We start from the raw sequence: 19,510 nt of genomic DNA on the forward strand, positions 1-19,510 counted from the left end.
CCACTAACATTCAAGGTGCCACAATTGGCTGTCCCTGACTACAGTAGATTGTAGTTTATCAATGAATTTTGGTGGCAGTATTAATTGTGACGCATATTAGATAAATATTTCATATATTGGCAGGCAATTCATTAGAAATGGGGAATGGAAGAAGCAGGGGAGCAGGGGAGCAGGGGAGAAGTTGCAGTAAGTTTTTCAGTTTTTCCCCTCTGCCCCTCCGCTCCTTTGCACCTCTGCCTCTTGTGCCCAATGCCCAATTATCAAGAGTCTGGCAATTGTGGAGGTTCAACTTTAAACCATTTTTGATAAATTTGCTTGTAAGTGCCATTGGATAACAAAGTTGCTATACCTTTGTTAATTGCATCCAAATGGGGTGAATCCTTGGGCATAGCAATCCCGTAGTATTCTTGGGTAAGGAAATCCGCAACAACTCTGATGCCTTTAAGTTTGCCATTTTTAATGGCATACAAAGTCGCGAAAGCATCGCTAATCACAGCATCAACGTTGCCATTAAGCAAGTCTTGGAAAAATTCTGGCCCAGAATTAAAAGTACTAATTTTAGCGTTGGGGATGGTTTTGGCAAAATCTGCCCCAGTGGAACCAATTTGGACAGCAATTTTTTTGCCTTTGAGACTATTGAAGTCTTGAATATTTTGATTGTCTTCGCGGACAGCGATCGCAAGTCCGGCTTTAAAATAAGGTCGTGAAAAAGCAATTGTTTTCAGGCGTTCGGCGGTAATCGTGATTCCGCTAATTGCTGCATCGACTCTTTTGGCTTGCAAGGTAGAGATCGTGCCATCAAAGGGCAGACTTTCAAACTGGACTGCAAAACCTGCTACTTTAGCGATGCCCTTCGACAGGCTCAGGGTAAGACCTGCGGCGGGCGACGCCAACGCATTCATTAAATCAATATCAAAACCTTCTAACTTACCATCAGCTGTTTGAAATTCAAAAGGGACAAAGGTGGGATCTGTGGCTACCTTGAGAGGTTTAGCGTCTGGGTCAGTAGTGGGATATAAACTTTGACAGGCAATAATTAGTAGTAGGCAGCCTAAGCTGAGAATTAGCTGCTGCCACTTGAAGTTAATTAATTTCACCATAGTAATTTTGTTCTAGTAATCAATTTTTACGATACTTGTCATGATGTTATAAGAAAGAATACATACGTATGACTTTTTGCTAATTGCCTTTGTGTGTGTTCTATATTCTGACTCCCAATTTTTAATCGCTTATGGCTTCTACCACTTCTGCTTACCAAATTGCTGATTTGTTCGCCGAAAGAGCTAGAAATCTGACACCACCAACTTACGGCACTGAGTTAACCAAAATCATCACCGTCAGCTTTGCCTATGGTCTAGCTGACCCAATTCTCTTTCCCCATGCTGACTTGTCTGCTGCAAGTGCTGCTGTACTGGCAGAAGAAGCTCCGATCGCTCTCAATTACGGACCACCTTCAGCCCAACTTTATGAACAAATAATTCTCCGCTTGCAAGCCCAAGGAATACCCGCCGATCGCGATCGCGTGATTATTGGCTACGGTTCCGGTCAGATTTTGGGCTTGCTACCAGATGTGTTTCTCGAACCTGGTGATGTGGTAATTGTGGAAGGGCCAACTTTCTTGGGAGTAGTTAATAGATTTGTCCAGGCTGGCGCCCGCCTGATTACTATTCCTGTAGATGAGATGGGAATGGATGTAGATGCGTTAGAAGAAACTTTAAGCGACTTGAAAAAACGGGGGATTCGACCCAGGTTTATTTACACTATCCCTACTTTTCATAATCCCACAGGCTCTACTATGCCGTTATCTCGTCGCCAAAAAATGGTAGCGTTAGCGGCTGAGTATGGCGTGTTGGTGGTGGAAGACGATGCCTACAGCGATTTGCGCTTCCAAGGCGAAGCTGTGCCATCTTTGGCAAGCCTTGACAAGGAGGGGTGGGTGTTATATGTGAATACCTTCTCAAAAATTATTGCGCCTGGCATCCGACTAGGCTGGGCTTGTGGCGATCCAGCAATTATTGAGCGGTTGGCAATGTTCAAAAGTGAAGGGCCTGTGGGGCCGTTTGTCAGCCATGTGGTTGGTCGCTACTGTGCTACAGGTAAACTAGATCGTCACATTCAGGAGCTAATCGCCTGCTACAAACATAAGTGTAATTTGTTGTTAGAAGCGATCGCTCAAGAGTTTCCCAGTGATGTAGTTGCTTTGCGACCAGGTGGTGGCTTTTTTGTATGGTGTAAATTACCGCCAGACATCAGCGCCAAAGCACTCCTAACTGCTGCCAATGAACATGGCATCAGCTTTCTCCCAGGAACTCGCTGCTACGCCAATGGACAGGGAGATGATGCCATCAGGTTAGCTTTTAGCTTTCAACCAACTAAGAAGATTGTCGAGGGAATCGCTACCTTGGGAGCAGTGCTGAGGGGATGGCAGCGATGATCGTACCAATTTTCGATTTAGTGGAAAGTCCGATCTAAGGAAATCTCTGGTCAGACTTTCCAACTTACGAGCCGTAGCAATTAGCGAACCGCTCTTCCTTTTCCACATCCCGCAAAAAGTCACGCTTAGTACCAGTTAGTGGGGTTACGACGGTTCCGGTGCCGCAGACTAGCGCCGCGCGGGAGAGGCGGCCACTGAGGTTATTGCCGACCTTCGTGTAGGCAAAGTTAATGCCCGGATCGACGGTCTCACCAACGTAGTCCCAGCTGCTGGGGTTGGGGTTACTGCTCCGGGTGCGATCGAGGTAGACTTTGCAGTAAGGCGGCGCGTTGTCGATTCGCGCGAATGAACCGCATTGGCCGCTGTAGAAGTACTTCAGCGTTATCTTGCTTCCAGCCCAGGTTGCGCTCTTACTCTGCTGGAGGTTGTAACGGCAGGGCGTAGACTCCGGGTATTTCCCTTCGTAGGTATAGTTTGGATAGCCCGGACTGTTGAACGGCGCAGCCTGAGCGGCGGTCGCAAATGCTAGCGGCGCGGAGATGAATAGGCCGAAAACCCTGGTGATTGTTCCGATCCCCATGAGTGGTTTCCAAATTCAATTTTATATTTATTTACTAGATTAACTATTTATAGAAAGTAGGCAGAAAAATTTCTAAGTATGTAACAAAAATCTAAAGTAATTAACCCTCGTTAATCACTCTGAAAAAAGAAAAATAAGAGCTTATTTTTCAACTGTAAATAAAGCGATAATTGAAGCGTTTATTTTCTAACAGAATCCGAAAATCAAGCTTTTGGGTAAAATTTTTATACTCAGAACCAGCCCTTTCAAGTTGAATCAGCATTTTTTGGGAATTTACTTAACTGCATTAGTCGCAGATAACACAAAAATAAGAAGAATTCTTCTCCAAAAATTTTATCAGTCTTGAAAGGGCTAATTTTGAATCTTTAAAAAATTTGCTCCAAGCGCTGGAAATCGCGCTGGACTTCGTACCAGAGACTTTTATTATGGGGGTCTGTCTTCAGAGCTTTTTTGAGATAAATTCTGGCTTTGAGTAGTTGTTTTTCGGAAATTAGCGCCCGTCCCCAAATTTGATAAGCGATCGCTAGCCATTGACGGACTTCTGCATCTGTTGACAAACGATCTGCTAGAGCTTCCGCCAGGGCGATCGCTTGCGGAAATCGTCTTTCTTGCAAAAATCGCTGCAATTGCTCATAAGTCTTCCACTTCAGCCGTTCTTCTATTTCCAACAGATTCGGCGGCTTTGGTTTCTCTGATTGTTGGCTTGTCACCGTCGTTACTGGTGTTTTCTGCCGCTGCGTTGCCTTGGCGTCGTCACGTTCAGACGTTGACACATGACTTGAATGTACGCCAATTTCCTCTGGTAGTACTACCGTCAGCAGGAGTTTGTAAGCCTCTGTCAAGGCAATAAATTTATCTTTGGCTTTGTTGTCATCTGGGTTGATATCGGGATGATATTGCTGCGCCAGTCGTCGGTAAGACGCTTTGATGTCAGCAAAAGAAGCTCCCGATCTTAAACCTAGCAAACGGTAGCAATCTCCAAGATCCATCTTGAGCTATCAGCTATCGAATATTTAGCTATCGGCTATTATCTGTCAGTATCAGCTTCAAGCCCGGACTATTAATGATAAGGGCTAATTTTCTATTTTAAAGTTCAATGTTGACAGTTTGTTTAAAGAAGAGGATTGAGCATAGAGAAGAGACAAGGTAGACAAGGAAGAGGAGGGAGACAAGGGAGAGACTTGTTTAATAATTCCTCCTTGTCCCCTTGTCTCCTCTGCTCCCCTGCTCCTCTGCCCCTCTACTGGTCTGCTACTATAGAGGTTCGTTCTTCAATCACACGGTCAATTAAGCCGTATTCTTTTGCTTCTTCGGCAGACATGAAAAAGTCACGATCCATATCTTTTTCAATCTTTTCTATGGTCTGACCTGTTTTATCGGCATAAATGCCATTGAGCTGGTGACGAATCCGCAGAATCTCTCTAGCTTCAATTTCGATATCGGTTGCTTGTCCGCGGGTGCCACCTGAAGGCTGGTGAATCATAATCCGTGAGTGAGGCAATGCTAGCCGTTTGCCTTTGGTGCCAGCTGCCAGCAGGAAAGACCCCATTGAAGCAGCTAATCCCACGCAAATAGTCACTACATCTGATTTGATATGTTGCATGGTGTCAAAAATAGCCATGCCAGATGTAACCATTCCACCGGGGGAGTTGATGTATAAATAAATATCTTTACCTGGATCGTCTGAGTCCAGATACAGCATTACAGCGATAATTTGATTGGCAATTTCATCATCAATATCTCGCCCCAAGAATATAATCCGTTCCCGGTAAAGGCGATCGTAGATGCTAATCCAATCTGTATATTGTCCACCGGGCATCCGGTAAGGAACTTTAGGAACGCCTATAGGCATAATTTACTCCGTTTTTAATAATTTGGGGGCGGTGGGAGAGTTAGAAATAACTCATAACTCCTGCACAGACGCGATTAATCGCGTCTCTACTCAGCACTCAACACTCACTAAAGAACACTGGCAGGGAGTGGGGGATTTGCGAGTTCTTCTTTCTCAAAAACTCGGTCAATCAGTCCGTATTCCTTCGCTTCATAAGGTGTCAGATACAACAGCCGATCCATGTCTTTAGTAATTTTTTCTGGGGCCTGTCCAGTGGTGCGATGTAAGATATCAACTAACGCCCCTTTATTTACCAAAACTTCCCTGGCGCGAATTTGAATATCCGTTGCTTGACCTTGGGCGTAGCTCTTAGGCTGATGCAGGATAATCGAGGAGTGAGGCAAACTAGCGCGGCAACCTTTTGTACCAGCACTGAGAAGCATCGCTGCCATACCCATCGCCGAACCGACGCAGATGGTGTGGATAGGAGGTTTGATATATTTCATGGTGTCATAGATGGCGAAGGCTTCGGTTTCAAAGCCAATGGGTTCGCCACTGTAACCGGAAGTGCCGGTGGAGTTGATATAGATTTTAATCGGTTTGTCGGGGTCGTCGGATTGCAAAAACAGCAATTCGGCCACGATTAATTCCGTGACAGCAGGCACCAGTGGCATCCCAATATAGACGATTCGCTCCTTCAATAAGAGGGAAGGTAAATCTGGCGGTGGTGTCCGGTAAGAGCTATCGCCGTAATATGGGGCTTGAACAGCTTTGATTGGGGAAATGTCCATAGCAACTGATCGCCTGAAACTATGCCGTTAACTGTAATACATCCTAGCGCGATGCCACCCTTCCTCAAGGTGCGGATTTCTCCCTAATGCTGAAGGTGGCTTCGCATCTGCCAATGCTTGGCTTCTAAGATATTCTGATTATATTAGTGTATTTATGTTGGATAGGTTTTCCGTAGAGCTAAAGTAGTGCTTTGAAGTTATTTTTTAATATGTATATCCTGAATAGGGACTCTGAGTTATGAAGGTTAATTTGCAGCCTGCCTTGAATGATGGTAATTTGGACGCAAATCAACTGAACAGTCAACGTCAGTTGGGAATTTCGATTTCAGCGATCGCAGAGACTCAAGACCGCCATGTACCCTTGAATTTATGCTTAATTCTCGATCATAGTGGTTCGATGAATGGGCGATCGCTAGAAACGGTGAAAAAAGCAGCGAATCGTCTGGTGGATAGACTCAACCCTGGCGATCGCCTCAGTGTTGTAGTTTTCGATCACCGTGCCAAAGTCTTAGTATCTAGTCAAAGTGTTGAAAATCCAGAGAAAATCAAACAGCAAATCAATCGCCTAGCCGCCGATGGTGGAACTGCGATTGATGAAGGACTGCGCTTGGGGATTGAGGAGTTGGCGAAGGGTAAAAAAGATACTGTTTCTCAAGCCTTTTTGTTAACCGACGGGGAAAATGAACACGGTGATAACAATCGCTGTTTGAAATTTGCCCAATTGGCTGCTAGCTATAATTTGACTTTAAATACTTTGGGATTTGGTGACAACTGGAACCAAGATGTTTTAGAAAAAATTGCTGATGCTGGCTTAGGTACTTTATCTTATATTCAAAAACCCGAACAGGCTGTGGAAGAGTTTAATCGCCTGTTCAGCCGTATTCAAACTGTGGGATTGACTAATGCTTATCTGTTATTCTCCCTGATGCCGAATGTCCGGCTAGCGGAACTCAAACCTATCGCCCAAGTTTCCCCAGACACAATTGAGTTACCACTGCAACAAGAAGCTGATGGACGTTTCGCTGTGCGGTTGGGAGATTTAATGAAAGATGCGGAACGGGTAATCTTAGCTAATATTTATTTGGGACAACTGCCAACAGGTGAACAAGCGATCGCTAATGTGCAAGTCCGCTACGACGATCCAGCCGCCAACAAAGTAGGTTTAGTTACACCAAATATCCCAGTTTATGCCCATGTAGTGAAAAATTACCAAGCAGACCCGAATCCCCAGGTACAGCATTCTATTTTAGCATTAGCTAAGTATCGTCAAACCCAGCTAGCCGAGACGAAATTACAACAGGGCGATCGCAGTGGTGCAGCGACGATGTTACAAACGGCTGCGAAAACTGCTTTGCAAATGGGGGATACTGGAGCGGCGACGGTGTTGCAAACTTCTGCCACCCAGCTACAATCTGGTGGAGATTTATCTGAAAGCGATCGCAAGAAAACCAGAATTGTCTCTAAAACAGTTTTGCAAGATACCCCTCCGCAATGAAAGTTAAATTGCTCTCGGCGTTAAATGACAATAATGTTGATGTGGCTCAAACAAGTAGCCAACGTCAACTAGCAATGACGATTTTTGCGATTGCTGGTGAGTCCGATCGAAATCTCCCCCTTAATCTCTGCTTGATTTTGGATAAAAGTGGTTCCATGCATGGACAACCAATTAAAACGGTAATCCAGGCGGTGGAAGGATTAATCGATCGGTTGAAAGTAGGCGATCGCATTTCAGTTGTGGCTTTTTCCGGCACTGCGGAAGTCATTATCCCTAACCAAGCGATTGAAGATCCCGAAAGCATCAAATCTCAAATAAAAAGCAAACTGACTGCTAGCGGCGGCACTGCGATCGCTGATGGTTTGGAATTGGGAATTACAGAATTGATGAAGGGTACAAGAGGCGCTGTTTCCCAGGCATTCCTGCTGACGGATGGACATGGTGAAAGCGGTTTGCGAATTTGGAAGTGGGATATTGGGCGAGATGACAATAAGCGCTGTCTGAAACTGGCGCAAAAGGCTGCCAAGCTGAACCTAACTATCAACACTTTCGGGTTTGGTAATAGCTGGAATCAGGATTTGTTGGAAAAAATTGCCGATGTTGGTGGTGGGACTTTAGCCCATATTGAACGTCCCGAACAAGCGGTGGATCAGTTTAGCCGGCTGTTTGGGCGGATTCAATCAATTGGGCTAACTAATGCTTACTTGCTGTTATCTCTAGTGCCCAATGTCCGATTAGCAGAATTGAAACCTATTGCCCAAGTTGCCCCAGACACAATCGAGTTACCAGTGGAACCGGAAGCTGATGGTAGCTTTGCTGTCCGTTTGGGAGATTTGATGCAGGATGTAGAACGGGTAGTTTTGGCAAACATTTATCTGGGACAATTGCCAGAAGGGAAACAAGCGATCGCTCATCTGCAAATCCGTTATGATGACCCATTGGTTAACGAAGAAGGTTTACTTTCGCCCTTGATGCCAGTGTATGCAGATGTAGTGCAGGCGTATCAACCGACATCTAATCCCCAGGTGCAGAAGTCTATTTTAGCATTAGCGAAGTATCGGCAAACCCAGTTAGCTGAGGCGAAATTGCAACAAGGCGATCGCACTGGTGCAGCCACGATGCTACAAACGGCTGCTAAAACTGCATTACAAATTGGAGATAAAGGTGCAGCGACAGTGTTGCAAACTTCCGCTACTCGCTTGCAAGCTGGAGAACAACTTTCGGAAGCAGACCTCAAGAAAACGAGGATTGTATCAAAGACTGTTTTACAGGAATAGTAAAAATTCTGCGTTGCTGATTAGCGGTATGAAAGTTTCGGGACAAAACGCAAAGCGAGAAAAAATATTTTATTCCTCAATTGAGCAACAAAGTAGTCGCATATTCCTAACTTATTGATTAACAACCACCGAAGAGTTTGACTTATGCTGATCCAGAAGATTGTCCAAGAATTGCAAGACATCCCTGAAGACAAACTAGCAGAACTGTATGACCTAATTCACTACTTTCGACTAGGTTTAAGTCAAGAACGTACACAACCTTTTGCGGTGAGCGAAGTCGAACCGCGCACCCCTGGTTTATTAAAAGGACAACTCGGCAATGCTTTCTTTGAACCACTGCCAGAAGATGAACTCCAGCAATGGGAATGAGCTACCTCATCGACACCTATATCCTGCTATGGTGGCTCTTTGACGACCCAAAACTCCACACTGACTGCCGAGACATCATTCGCAACCCAGATCATCGCATTATTGTCAGTAGTGCTTCTGCTTGGGAAATTGCCACTGACCCAAGTTGAGTAGGAGGTGAAATCAAGCCTCTTACCGTAATCCCAAATTTGTAGATAGCGATACACCAAAATAAATGCGTGAATTACTTAAATAAACAAGCCAATTTAGTAAGTCAAACCTCTGATGAAACTTAACAGCACTGCTTTTGGTTGCCCTTCTTGGACTAAGGCGATCGCTTCTCGCTTAGAGGATGTTTGAAAAGTCATCCAACGTCCGCTAGGACACTCTAAAAGGTTGTATTGTGCCAAATGAAACACTATTCAGGGATATTACCCTGCAAAAATCTTGTTATTGTACTTATTGGTTACTTTATCTGACAATTTATGAAATATTCATCTTATATAAGTATTTATCCTGTAATCTGTAAGATATAAATACTTATGCTACAGTGAGTAAAAACAGCGAGTTCTGAACGACACTACTAAGATGAAATTCAAGGACAGAAACTTGCGCGCGATAGCGGAAATGGTAATAGGCGATTCCCAATATTTCCCGTATCGCTCTAGTAGTTACATCACTCAGTTTTTTGAAGAATGCGATTTGGACTTTGTTCATGATGGTTCAACTCGCTGGTCCTGGACTGTAGAAAGGCTATCGGAATTGCTGCAAGAACCACAACCGATTGCTAACGCCTTACCAGAGTGCTTTGTGCATGTATTACGAATATTGATGCAGAAATCCGATGCAGAGGAAGACGATCCAGATCGTTCACTTGCGCTTGAGAAGCTGAATAAACCTCTGTCGCGAGAGGGGTATGAAGCCTTCTACGGGGAGGATGATGTATTGTACATACGTCATATCGGGACAAAAACGATATCGACGGCTCCTAATCCTCATCGACCGTTCACGCCGAAGGAAGTTAAAAAAAGAGAACAACTTATTGATTATTTGGATAAATGTTCTGAAGATGAACTAATTGAAGAAGTCTTGCTTCCGCTGTTTCGACAGTTAGGCTATCATCGGATTACGGCAGCGGGTCACAAAGATAAAGCACTTGAGTACGGTAAGGATATATGGATGAAATTTATCCTCCCAACACAACACGTTCTCTACTTTGGTCTCCAAGCGAAAAAAGGGAAGCTCGATTCTTCAGGCATTACCAAATCTGGTAATACAAATGTAGCTGAGATTCACAACCAAGTCATGATGATGCTAGGGCATGAAATTTTCGATCCTGAAATTGGAAAACGAGTTCTTGTGGATCATGCCTTTATTGTTGCTGGTGGAGAAATTACTAAAGCTGCGCGGAACTGGCTTGGGAATATGCTTGATGCCTCGAAACGTAGTCAAATCCTCTTCATGGATAGAGAGGACATGCTGAATCTTTATGTCGTCACAAACTTACCACTTCCAAAGGGAGTGATTTCTGAAGCTCCTGCTGCCGAGGATAATGAATTGCCTTTTTAGGTACTCTTGCGTAACAGCTTAATAATGAAACGCATAACAACTCTGGTGCAGATAATTAAACTAAGCTACTTGAATTTGACCAGAAGCGTTAGACCGTGAAATCACAGAATCGTGAATCTTGAGGCTAATATCAACCAATTCTCATCCTTATTTCTAGCTCTCCAGAATTTCCTTCGCATTTAAAAGTCCTTGATATTGTTCTTCGCTGACCTTTGGATACTTGAGATTCAGTTCCTTTAACTGAGTGTAAATGATACCCGCCACAACCAGACGAGTAAACCATTTGCGATCGCAATCATTACTCCCCTGAGTAGCCGATCTTGTAGGGTTTGTTAATGCAATGTAACGCACCAAATTGATTGTTATTCACCGTAATTATCTGATTTTTAGGTTTTTTATTAATGCGATCGCCTAAAAATTTCGACTCACAGAAATAGCGATCGCCTAACTCCTAAAATCGCCAATATAAGCCCCAATTTGTTTAAGTCCCTGCAAAACTTGGATACGTTCTGATGTATTTTCAAGTAACCGATAAGTATTGGATCTAGTATATTGAGGGACATTTTGGTGGCGATCGCATTTCAAAAACAATACTTCTCTTCCGTTTGTAACCATTGCATAACAACTTGACTGTAAGTTGGGAGCGCTCAACAAATAAGTAAGTGCTTGGGGAATTCCCGCCGTAACGTCTAGTCTTGCAGGCTTTGACTCGATTACCAAAATCCAAAAACTATCTTGAATCACCAAAATATCAATCCTGCCTTGAACTGCAATAGCATTAGCTTCGTCTGCAACTTCGATATTGGTACTTACTTCTGCTTTTACCAAAAAAGGAAACTGATAGAAACCTGCTAAATCTAGCAATGGTGATATAACTATAAGCTTAACAATTTCTTCGAGAGGTGGTTCTTCTTGACTGAGATAGGTATAGTTTCGAGTGAGGCGATCTAGTCCTTGTAGTTCCGCTTCGGTTAGAGTCGGCGCATTATTTAACCATTCATCAAAAAAGCGATCGCTAGAGTCTAGTCTCAAGCCAAAAGTTTGACGGAGAGCGCCAAGGGTAAGGCTACTAGCATTTGTAATCACGGTTAAATTCTTGTAGTAATTACATGAACTTTAAAAGTCTAGACATTTGATCTAGGCTCCAATACCTAATATACGATATATATAAAAGCAAAAGAGCGATCGCCTAGAAATCACGACTCACAGGAATAGCGATCGCCTTTAAAAGATAGATTGTTGATGCGATCGCATACTGCAAAGCCTTTAGCAGATAGATAATTGAGGCGATCGCCTAGAAATCACGACTCACAGGAATAGCGATCGCTCAAGTAAGACGATGCAAAAATTAAAGCTTGCTGAATATCTTCATCTTCTAATTCGGGAAACTCCTGGCGCAGTTCTTCACGATTAGGGTAGGTAACTAATAACTCAATCACTCGACGAACGGTAAGCCGAAGATTACGAATAGATGGCTGTCCATTCATGCGATTGGGATTGCTGGTAATGCGATCTAATTTCATGGAAGTAACCCTAGCTCCTGATTAAAATCATCCTCAATATATATTGCTTCATGCCAAGTTAATGAGAAACGATTGTACTCCAAGCAAAATTTTATAGCAAGGAACAGGAAATAAGGCTTCTGCCACTAAAATAGAAAAATCATTCACGAGCGTTGTATTTATGGGTAATGAAGTTGAACTACTTGAACACTGGCGACAACTCACACCCCAAAAGCAACAAAAAGTTTTGGAGTTTGTTGAGCTACTTAAATCTGAGCCAGAAACAACACCTGCCGAATCTGAATTTTGTGCCACAAACACCCTTAGCCAAAAAATTATGGTCGATCCGACAACGAGCGATCGCTGCTGGATTGCAACTTCGTAAGTGTTGACGAAATTGAACTTGAACTTGCTGCACGTCGCGGTGGATTTTGTGAGTCGTAAAAAGACGTACATAGACTCTGGTATACTCATTACCGCTTTCTGTGGCATTCAGTCAGTCAGCATCAGAGGGAATCAAATTCTTAACGATGAAAATCTGGAGTTTGCCTCAAGTCGCAACGTTTCAGTTAGCTGATGTGATGTAGAAAAATCCCCTTTATATCCCATATCTTTTGGAATCCCCATGAAAGCAATTAAAGTTATGGCAACCATTGATGAGCATGGGCAACTTACTTTAGATCATCCCTTAATGACTGATAAGAACAGTCGTGTTGAAGTAATTGTCCCGATCGCAGAAGCAGCAGAAATTGATGAAGATGAGCCATCTAAAAAAGTGATTGTAGAAGATTTTCGTCAAGCTTGGCATGAAGCTATGACCGGACAAACAATTCCCGTGGCTCAACTTTGGGAAGGACTTGAAGATGTCTGAGCAATCGTTTATTCAAGTTGAAACCGCGCCAACGTTCAACCGAAATATACGCACCCTCGCCAAGAAATATCGGAGTATTCGTAATGATATACAACCCGTAATTGAACAACTTTAACGGGGAGAGTTACCTGGAGATCAAATATCTAAGATTGGTTATGCAGTTTTTAAGCTACGAGTCCGAAATAGCGATGTTCAAAAAGGTAAAAGTGGTGGCTACCGTCTGATTTATTACATTAAAACAGCAATGGGGATTATTCTGCTCACTATTTATACTAAATCCGAACAAGCTGATATGGCAGCAGATGACATTAGGAGCATTATTACTGAGTATGAACAAAGCGCAGTTGAAGACCAATAAAATTTATAGAACAATACCTCATAGAATATAGGCGGATACCATCGGCTAACTTAGTTTAGCTTTTATAAATTCCAAATCTTTGTCGATTGCTGGTAATCCCTGATTAAACAACAGTTTCATAGCTGTTAGGTAGTTCAATGATGCGATGGCTCAAGTAGAACGATGCAAAAATTAAGGCTTGCTGAATATCTTCATCTTCTAATTCAGGAAACTTATGGTGCAGTAGTTTTGTAGGTTGGGTGCAGCGATAGCGTAACCCAACATAAATAAGCTGGTAATGTTGGGTTGCGTTTCACTCCACCCAACCTACATAAATATATCTTTTAAAAAACTCTAGGTTTCAACATAGATGAGGTTCAAATATGAAGTTTTGAGAAAGTAATATGCCTTTTTGCTGATTAAATATGAATTTTAGTTAAATATGCGAAAGGTTAGACATCGGGCAAAACTTCAACCACAGTGTAGTAGTAAAATTCTGGTAAAAGTGCTATGGGTAAATGATTAGTAGCTTGAAAAATACACATGAAAACCACTGGCATTCATCATGTAGCGATTATTTGCTCTGACTACGATCGCTCCAAAGCATTTTATGTCGAAACTTTAGGATTTTCGATTATTCAAGAGACTTTTCGCGCCGCCAGAAATTCTTATAAATTAGATTTAAAAGTTGCAGAAAATACTCAAATCGAACTATTCTCTTTCCCAAATCCTCCAGAACGACCTAGTAAACCAGAGTCTTGTGGTTTAAGACATCTTGCTTTTCAAGTTGATGATGTAGAGGAAACTGTTTTTTATTTAAAATCAAAAGGGTTAGAGGTAGAAGATATCAGAGTTGATGAAATTACAGGTAAAAAATATACTTTCTTTAAAGACCCAGATAATTTACCATTAGAAATTTATGAGCGTTAAAATTACTGCTAAAAAGTGAACTTGTTATCACTATAGATAATGAAGCGATTGCACCACTGTAATTGTCAATCTACTGAAATCAAGTTATTTTGATTCTCAGTCAACTTTACTACATAAAATTTATCTGGTTATTTGGAGGACAGTAAATACTTCTACCAAAAGAATCGCCAGTTTCAGCATCCGTTAATTCCACAAGTTTAGCGTTATCAGTACAAACACTTCTACCTTTAGCTATTCTCAACTCACCTTGGACAAAACCAGTAACTATCCAGACCATTCGGTTGTTAGAAATCGATGATTTGTACTCTCCTGTTTTAGCTGCAAATTCCTCATATCTTGTAAGTTTTGCTTCGGTGATTCGCATCTTACTAGACTTTTTGATAACACTTTCAATCGTCATCAAACGGCTTGCTGGTAAGCTATTATTTGCAGGATATATTCGTACTCTTGAGTTGAATGGTATTGGTTGATTGACTGGGTTTTTTGTCTGTACTGGTTTAGCTGTGACTGTCTGCACTAGCAATAAATTAGTGGTGGTAGCAAATATAAAAGCAGATAATGAAGTTATTGTAAAAATCTCAACTGTAGTGCAAATGCGCTTCATAATGCTCAGAATGATAACAACTTCGTACCACTTTAAGCGATCGCCTCCGTGAGTGTTTGCATCATCGCGCCAGAAACTCTATTGTGTCAGAGCATCAAGTTTAGCCAGTATTTTTAAGCCCTCTTCTGGGTTGCCAGTTGCGGCCATTGGTTTAAATCTGGTATATTCCCAGTCAAAAAACTCAAAAGCGATCGCTAGTAGATAAATATCTGCAATATCAGGCCAAAGAACCCAGGATAATGAATCATAATTAATCTCTATAGCTTTGAGTTATCAGCCATCAGCCACCAGTTAGAAGCCGGAAGCTGAGACGCCGAATACTCAAGGCTTTTGATTCAACTTAACGAATTAACTATGAATTCTGAACAAATCAAAAATTCTCTAAATATTTCGCCAGCGATACGTGTGGGAGTACTGGGTTTCGGCGGACTCGGACAAGCAGCCGCCAAGGTAGTTGCTGGCAAACAAGAAATGATTTTAGTCGCAGCAGCAGATCAAAAAGGCTACGCTTATGCTGCTGACGGTTTAAATACTGAAAAATCTGTTGCAACCTATCAGTCCCAAGGTTCGGTGGGTTATTTAGAGCCAATTGGTACATTAACAAATCAAAGTATTCAGGATTTAATCGAAATAGCTCAAGTAGATGGTTATTTTTTAGCTTTACCTAACCTACCTAATGACTTTATTCCCAATGTCGCCAAGGAATTTATCAAATCTGGTTGGCGTGGGGTACTAGTAGATGCAATTAAACGCACCACTGCTGTAGAACAACTCCTAGCGATGAAGGAGGAACTGCAAGCCGCCGGAATTACCTACATGACAGGATGTGGTGCTACCCCTGGACTATTAACAGCAGCCGCAGCTTTAGCCGCCCAAAGTTACGCCGAAATTCATCAAGTTGAAATTACCTTTGGGGTGGGAATTGCTAACTGGGAAGCTTACCGCGCCACTGTTCGGGAAGATATAGGTCACATGCCTGGTTACACAGTGGAAATTGCGAGGGCGATGACTGACGCAGAAGTAGAAGCACTACTAGATAAAACTAATGGCGTGCTTACCTTGACAAATATGGAACACGCTGATGATGTGATGTTAGAAGTAGCCGGGATAGTGGGACGCGATCGCGTTACAGTTGGTGGTGTAGTCGATACCCGCAATCCCAAAAAGCCTCTTAGCACCAATGTGAAGGTAACAGGACGTACCTTTGAAGGAAAGATTTCTACCCATACCTTTACTTTGGGAGATGAAACCAGCATGGCAGCAAATGTCTGTGGCCCTGCTTTCGGCTATCTCAAAGCTGGTAGACAATTGCACCAACGCGGCATCTATGGAATATTCACCGCTGCTGAAATTATGCCCCAATTTGTTAGGTAAATAGGGAATAGGGTAGGGGAGCAGGGGAGCAGGGGAGCAGGGGAGAAGTTGCAGTAAATTTTTCCCCTCTGCCCCTCTTCCCCATACCCAATCCCCAATTCTTATAATGGGATTTCAACGTTGATAAATCGGAGGTAAGTGTGACCACTACGCTACACTGGCAGGAACGGGTTGGTAATCAAAGAGATTGGATTTGGCGTGGTTGGCAAACTCGCTACACTTACATTCGCCCTAGCCAAAATCACCACAATACAACACCCATAATTCTGTTACATGGCTTTGGTGCTTCTATTGGTCATTGGCGACATAATTTAGAAGTGTTGGGTGAGCATCACACAGTTTACGCCATAGATATGTTGGGTTTTGGCGCTTCTGAAAAAGCCGCAGCTAATTACAGCATCGAACTCTGGGTTGAGCAAGTTTACGATTTCTGGAAAACATTTATCCGTCAACCAGCAATATTAATAGGCAATTCCAACGGTTCACTAATATCTATGGCCGCCGCTGCCGCCCATCCCGATATGGTGCTGGGGATGGTGATGATGAGTTTACCCGACCCGTCATTAGAACAAGAAGCAATTCCTCCTCTGCTGCGCCCACTCGTCACAGCAATTAAAAATGTTGTCGCTTCGCCGTTGATACTTAAACCTGTATTTAACTTCGTGCGCCGTCCTGGGGTGCTGCGTCGCTGGGCTAGTCTCGCCTACGCTAACCCAGAGGCGATTACCGATGAACTGATCGAAATTTTAGCAGGGCCTCCCCAAGACCGCGGTTCTGCAAGGGCGTTTAGTGCTTTGTTTAAAGCTGCGATCGGAATTAATTTTAGTCCTAGTGTCAAGACAGTATTACCAACCTTAACAATTCCCATGCTTTTAATTTGGGGACAAAAAGATCGGTTTGTGCCGCCAGCCCTGGCTAGCCAATTTGCCCAATATAACGAGAAGTTAGAACTGCTGAATCTGGAGGATGTAGGGCATTGTCCCCATGATGAATGTCCAGAACAAGTTAACCAAGCGATTTTAGATTGGATTGAGAGATGGGTTGGCGTAGGCGAAGCCCGCCGCAGGCATCGCCAACCATTGATTGTTCCCTAAATATTATGCAATGGTATGCAATGGGAGCGATCGCATCAGCAGTAACTAGCCAATCGTCGCCTGGTTAGTGTCAACATCTGTAGCACCACTTACAGAACTCGCCACAGAAATCATTTTGTTGAGAATTTCTTGACTGGGGACTTTACCTTTCAACACTACAGTGCTACCCGTCTGAGCAACCCAAAGGGTATTAACATCGTCGAGTTGCGGATCTTCATCAAATGCTAACGCTACCCGCTTTGCTAAACCACTTTGGTCATATTCTCCGCTTAATCCTAGACGTTCTGGAGGTATTGATTGCGTAGCAGCAGCGACATCACTACTAGGAGCTTGCTGTATAGCCTGTGGAGCCGGATTTACTTCTGCATTTTGAGGTTTTTCCATGCCAAACAATCTTTGTAACCAACCCATAAAAACTTGTCTCCGATTAGAGGCTTATCAAATCTGAGTATAAAAGGTTTACAACAAATGCTGCATCTGCCAATGAAAAGATATACATTCAATGAAATTTTTGCTTGCAGTCGGATTTCTAAACAATTTATCGATTGAGAATGCAATGAGTGCAACGCTTAAGTTTACAATAAGAGGTCGCACTGAAAATTTAGTGCGGTAGTAGTTCTAGCGTTGCCTTTTGCTAGTGTCTGCATTACTCAATTCCTGCTCTAGCCTCTGTTGGCGAAGATGAAACATACCCTTTCAGTTCTCGTAGAAGATGAGGCGGGTGTTCTTTCCCGCATATCTGGTTTATTTGCGCGTCGTGGCTTCAATATTGAAAGCCTTGCTGTTGGCCCTGCTGAACAAGGAGGAGTCTCCCGAATTACAATGGTTGTCCCTGGTGACGATCGCGTCATCGAGCAACTCACCAAGCAACTGTACAAGTTAGTCAATGTCCTAAAAGTCCAGGACATTACCGAAACCCCTTGTGTCGAGCGAGAATTGATGCTTTTAAAGGTGAATGCTAGTAGCAGCAATCGCTCAGAAGTGATCGAATTGTCTCAGATTTTCCGGGCGCGAGTCGTGGATGTGGCAGAAGATTCTCTCACCTTAGAAGTTGTGGGAGATCCAGGTAAAATGGTAGCGATCGTGCAAGTATTACAAAAATTTGGTTTGAAAGAAATCGCCCGCACTGGCAAAATTGCCCTGACTCGTGAATCAGGTGTGAATACCGAGTTACTCAAATCTTTGGAAGCAAAGGTTTAGTTGGGAATTTAAATCAAGACTCAGAAATATTCAACCGCAGCAGAAGTCATAGTGGCAATTGTTACTATGACTTCTGCTTAGGGACTAACAAAAAAACAAATATCCAACTACCCTTCAATTTTAGCGATCGCTTCTTCTGGTGAGACATTACCATAAATCACAGACATAATCCCTGGCAGGTATTCATCCATCATCGTCACATTGGCGTAAACCACTCGTTGAATGAGTGCAAAACTAAGTCTGTCACCTTCGACATCAATGCTGGTTTTGTAACTAATCTCGCCGTCAGTAAAATCTAGTTCAAAATTGCCGATCATCATGCCACAATTAGCTCTAGTTAAAAACTCTGCTACAGCCAGCCGCTTATTTTCTGGTGCGTTGACTGGACAAATTGAGTAAAAAACGAATTGATTTTGTTCACTTCTTGTTCTAGCGTAACAATTCCATTTGCCATTTTCGCCTTGGAACGATATTTGTAAAGCTGGCTGTCCTAGAAGTTGTACAAAGGGCCAATCATCAGCTTGGAAAAAATTAATTATTTCTTCAAAAAGACTACTATCTGTAGAAGATGAGGGCAAAGTTGCCTCTAGTTTTTGTGTTATTTCATCTGTGTTAATATCAGCTAATTCTGTCAAACATTTATCGATTCCTTCCAGCATTTTGGCAGATGCTTTCTGAGTTTTTACAGATAAATTAGCCTCAGTCCAATCTTTAAAAAAGTTGACAATACCTTCAGCAATTCCTTCACCAGAAGCGCTTGTTTGAGCCAGATTTTCTGGACTAATATAAGACCAAAGAGTACGATAGCCGATTTCGCCTGATTCTTGTTGCTGTTTAACAGATAAACCCAACCAACTTTCGGTGAAGAGGATTTGGTTATCGGGTTGTTCTTGGCTTAAATTCAGGATATATTTTGCAGTTTCATCAATGTTGATGGCGTGTTCTGCTAGTAGTGGTAATAAATCGGGTTTCAGGCTGGTTTCGATTGTAATGTCTAGTTCGCTGAGGAATTTACCAGATGATAGAGTATTACGCGCATCTGGTTTGAGATTGAATAAAGCGGCGGTATCGATGCGTTGGTAGAGTTGTGGGTTGACTTGGAAGGTGAGGCGACACTCAATGAGTTCGTTGTTTTGTTTGGTGAGGGATAGGGCGATCGCGCGAACGGTTAGGGGAGATTGGGAGGAGTCGTGTAGGGTTAGTTCGGTGTTCAGGAGATAATGTTCAGTGTTGATGGTCATCTAGAATTCTCCCCATCCTGGCCAACTTCATA

Annotated in this window: 25 protein-coding genes and 1 pseudogene; 14 read left to right on the plus strand and 12 right to left on the minus strand. The window is 42.9% G+C overall.

The window, feature by feature from the left end; translation table 11 throughout:
* Nucleotides 1-260: 260 nt before the first annotated feature.
* Complete coding sequence (locus V7K84_RS33130; protein ID WP_334844580.1) at nt 261-1,100, minus strand: basic amino acid ABC transporter substrate-binding protein; 840 nt, start codon at nt 1,098-1,100, stop codon at nt 261-263.
* Between the two features lie 131 nt (nt 1,101-1,231).
* Here V7K84_RS33130 and V7K84_RS33135 point away from each other — a divergent pair, with 131 nt between their 5' ends.
* Nucleotides 1,232-2,434 carry an aminotransferase-like domain-containing protein gene (locus tag V7K84_RS33135; protein ID WP_334844581.1) on the plus strand — a complete coding sequence of 401 codons (1,203 nt, stop codon included), beginning with the start codon at nt 1,232-1,234 and terminating at the stop codon, nt 2,432-2,434.
* A gap of 64 nt (nt 2,435-2,498) precedes the next feature.
* Here V7K84_RS33135 and V7K84_RS33140 read toward each other — a convergent pair whose 3' ends face one another.
* The 4 genes from V7K84_RS33140 to V7K84_RS33155 form a co-directional block, all read right to left on the minus strand.
* Nucleotides 2,499-3,014, minus strand: coding sequence for a hypothetical protein (locus tag V7K84_RS33140; RefSeq protein WP_334844582.1), 516 nt, complete (start codon nt 3,012-3,014; stop codon nt 2,499-2,501).
* 365 nt (nt 3,015-3,379) lie between these two features.
* Nucleotides 3,380-4,003 carry a J domain-containing protein gene (locus tag V7K84_RS33145; RefSeq protein WP_334844583.1) on the minus strand — a complete coding sequence of 208 codons (624 nt, stop codon included), beginning with the start codon at nt 4,001-4,003 and terminating at the stop codon, nt 3,380-3,382.
* 251 nt (nt 4,004-4,254) lie between these two features.
* Nucleotides 4,255-4,866 carry an ATP-dependent Clp protease proteolytic subunit gene (locus V7K84_RS33150; RefSeq protein ID WP_334844584.1) on the minus strand — a complete coding sequence of 204 codons (612 nt, stop codon included), beginning with the start codon at nt 4,864-4,866 and terminating at the stop codon, nt 4,255-4,257.
* Nucleotides 4,867-4,973: 107 nt separating this feature from the next.
* Nucleotides 4,974-5,636, minus strand: coding sequence for an ATP-dependent Clp protease proteolytic subunit (locus V7K84_RS33155; RefSeq protein WP_334844585.1), 663 nt, complete (start codon nt 5,634-5,636; stop codon nt 4,974-4,976).
* 238 nt (nt 5,637-5,874) lie between these two features.
* On the opposite strand from V7K84_RS33155, the gene V7K84_RS33160 reads away from it, so the two are divergent.
* From V7K84_RS33160 to V7K84_RS33180, 5 genes are all read left to right on the plus strand, one after another.
* On the plus strand, nt 5,875-7,131 hold the full coding sequence (locus V7K84_RS33160; protein ID WP_334844587.1) for a vWA domain-containing protein: 1,257 nt from the start codon (nt 5,875-5,877) through the stop codon (nt 7,129-7,131).
* On the plus strand, nt 7,128-8,408 hold the full coding sequence (locus tag V7K84_RS33165) for a vWA domain-containing protein (protein ID WP_334844589.1): 1,281 nt from the start codon (nt 7,128-7,130) through the stop codon (nt 8,406-8,408). The genes V7K84_RS33160 and V7K84_RS33165 overlap by 4 nt, the downstream gene beginning before the upstream one ends.
* 144 nt (nt 8,409-8,552) lie before the next feature.
* Entirely contained in the window at nt 8,553-8,777 is a 225-nt protein-coding gene (locus tag V7K84_RS33170; protein WP_334844590.1) for a hypothetical protein, read from the plus strand.
* Complete coding sequence (locus V7K84_RS33175) at nt 8,774-8,926, plus strand: type II toxin-antitoxin system VapC family toxin (RefSeq protein WP_334844592.1); 153 nt, start codon at nt 8,774-8,776, stop codon at nt 8,924-8,926. The genes V7K84_RS33170 and V7K84_RS33175 overlap by 4 nt, the downstream gene beginning before the upstream one ends.
* A gap of 418 nt (nt 8,927-9,344) precedes the next feature.
* Nucleotides 9,345-10,325: a hypothetical protein gene (locus tag V7K84_RS33180; protein ID WP_334844593.1), complete on the plus strand. Its 981-nt coding sequence runs from the start codon at nt 9,345-9,347 to the stop codon at nt 10,323-10,325.
* Between the two features lie 153 nt (nt 10,326-10,478).
* On the opposite strand, the gene V7K84_RS33185 is transcribed toward V7K84_RS33180, so the two are convergent.
* From V7K84_RS33185 to V7K84_RS33195, 3 genes are all read right to left on the minus strand, one after another.
* Nucleotides 10,479-10,679, minus strand: a complete 201-nt coding sequence (locus tag V7K84_RS33185; RefSeq protein ID WP_334844894.1) for a hypothetical protein — start codon at nt 10,677-10,679, stop codon at nt 10,479-10,481.
* Nucleotides 10,680-10,769: 90 nt separating this feature from the next.
* A complete protein-coding gene (locus tag V7K84_RS33190) occupies nt 10,770-11,411 on the minus strand; it encodes a restriction endonuclease subunit R (protein ID WP_334844595.1) in 642 nt (213 codons plus the stop codon).
* 215 nt (nt 11,412-11,626) lie between these two features.
* Nucleotides 11,627-11,848: a DUF433 domain-containing protein gene (locus tag V7K84_RS33195; protein WP_334844597.1), complete on the minus strand. Its 222-nt coding sequence runs from the start codon at nt 11,846-11,848 to the stop codon at nt 11,627-11,629.
* Between the two features lie 160 nt (nt 11,849-12,008).
* Here V7K84_RS33195 and V7K84_RS33200 point away from each other — a divergent pair, with 160 nt between their 5' ends.
* The 5 genes from V7K84_RS33200 to gloA2 all read left to right on the plus strand — a co-directional run bounded on the left by V7K84_RS33200 (nt 12,009) and on the right by gloA2 (nt 13,965).
* A complete protein-coding gene (locus V7K84_RS33200) occupies nt 12,009-12,212 on the plus strand; it encodes a hypothetical protein (protein WP_334844599.1) in 204 nt (67 codons plus the stop codon).
* Nucleotides 12,213-12,404 carry a hypothetical protein gene (locus tag V7K84_RS33205; protein WP_334844601.1) on the plus strand — a complete coding sequence of 64 codons (192 nt, stop codon included), beginning with the start codon at nt 12,213-12,215 and terminating at the stop codon, nt 12,402-12,404.
* 48 nt (nt 12,405-12,452) lie between these two features.
* The gene (locus tag V7K84_RS33210; RefSeq protein ID WP_334844603.1) at nt 12,453-12,698 is read left to right on the plus strand and encodes a type II toxin-antitoxin system RelN family antitoxin; all 246 of its coding nucleotides are present in this window, start codon (nt 12,453-12,455) and stop codon (nt 12,696-12,698) included.
* On the plus strand, nt 12,691-12,813 hold the full coding sequence (locus V7K84_RS33215) for a hypothetical protein (protein WP_334844604.1): 123 nt from the start codon (nt 12,691-12,693) through the stop codon (nt 12,811-12,813). Before V7K84_RS33210 ends, V7K84_RS33215 begins: the two co-directional genes overlap by 8 nt.
* A 765-nt stretch (nt 12,814-13,578) precedes the next feature.
* Complete coding sequence (gene gloA2, locus V7K84_RS33220; RefSeq protein ID WP_334844606.1) at nt 13,579-13,965, plus strand: SMU1112c/YaeR family gloxylase I-like metalloprotein; 387 nt, start codon at nt 13,579-13,581, stop codon at nt 13,963-13,965.
* A gap of 109 nt (nt 13,966-14,074) precedes the next feature.
* Here gloA2 and V7K84_RS33225 read toward each other — a convergent pair whose 3' ends face one another.
* Entirely contained in the window at nt 14,075-14,569 is a 495-nt protein-coding gene (locus V7K84_RS33225) for a hypothetical protein (RefSeq protein WP_334844609.1), read from the minus strand.
* A gap of 78 nt (nt 14,570-14,647) precedes the next feature.
* Nucleotides 14,648-14,737, minus strand: a pseudogene (locus V7K84_RS34380) (toxin-antitoxin system HicB family antitoxin); the annotation flags it as partial.
* A gap of 186 nt (nt 14,738-14,923) precedes the next feature.
* Between V7K84_RS34380 and bioU the strand changes: the two are divergent.
* Both bioU and V7K84_RS33235 read left to right on the plus strand, forming a co-directional pair.
* Complete coding sequence (gene bioU / locus V7K84_RS33230; protein WP_334844611.1) at nt 14,924-15,943, plus strand: (S)-8-amino-7-oxononanoate synthase BioU; 1,020 nt, start codon at nt 14,924-14,926, stop codon at nt 15,941-15,943.
* A 140-nt stretch (nt 15,944-16,083) separates the two neighbouring features.
* Nucleotides 16,084-17,037, plus strand: coding sequence for an alpha/beta fold hydrolase (locus V7K84_RS33235; RefSeq protein WP_334844613.1), 954 nt, complete (start codon nt 16,084-16,086; stop codon nt 17,035-17,037).
* A 45-nt stretch (nt 17,038-17,082) separates the two neighbouring features.
* Here V7K84_RS33235 and V7K84_RS33240 read toward each other — a convergent pair whose 3' ends face one another.
* Nucleotides 17,083-17,448 carry a BON domain-containing protein gene (locus V7K84_RS33240; RefSeq protein WP_334844616.1) on the minus strand — a complete coding sequence of 122 codons (366 nt, stop codon included), beginning with the start codon at nt 17,446-17,448 and terminating at the stop codon, nt 17,083-17,085.
* 270 nt (nt 17,449-17,718) lie between these two features.
* Here V7K84_RS33240 and ilvN point away from each other — a divergent pair, with 270 nt between their 5' ends.
* Nucleotides 17,719-18,237: an acetolactate synthase small subunit gene (gene ilvN, locus V7K84_RS33245; protein WP_069069184.1), complete on the plus strand. Its 519-nt coding sequence runs from the start codon at nt 17,719-17,721 to the stop codon at nt 18,235-18,237.
* Nucleotides 18,238-18,344: 107 nt separating this feature from the next.
* Here ilvN and V7K84_RS33250 read toward each other — a convergent pair whose 3' ends face one another.
* Entirely contained in the window at nt 18,345-19,478 is a 1,134-nt protein-coding gene (locus V7K84_RS33250) for a YbjN domain-containing protein (protein ID WP_334844618.1), read from the minus strand.
* Nucleotides 19,479-19,510: the final 32 nt, after the last annotated feature.

It is taken from the genome of Nostoc sp. (assembly GCF_036917315.1).
Taxonomy (GTDB): domain Bacteria; phylum Cyanobacteriota; class Cyanobacteriia; order Cyanobacteriales; family Nostocaceae; genus Nostoc.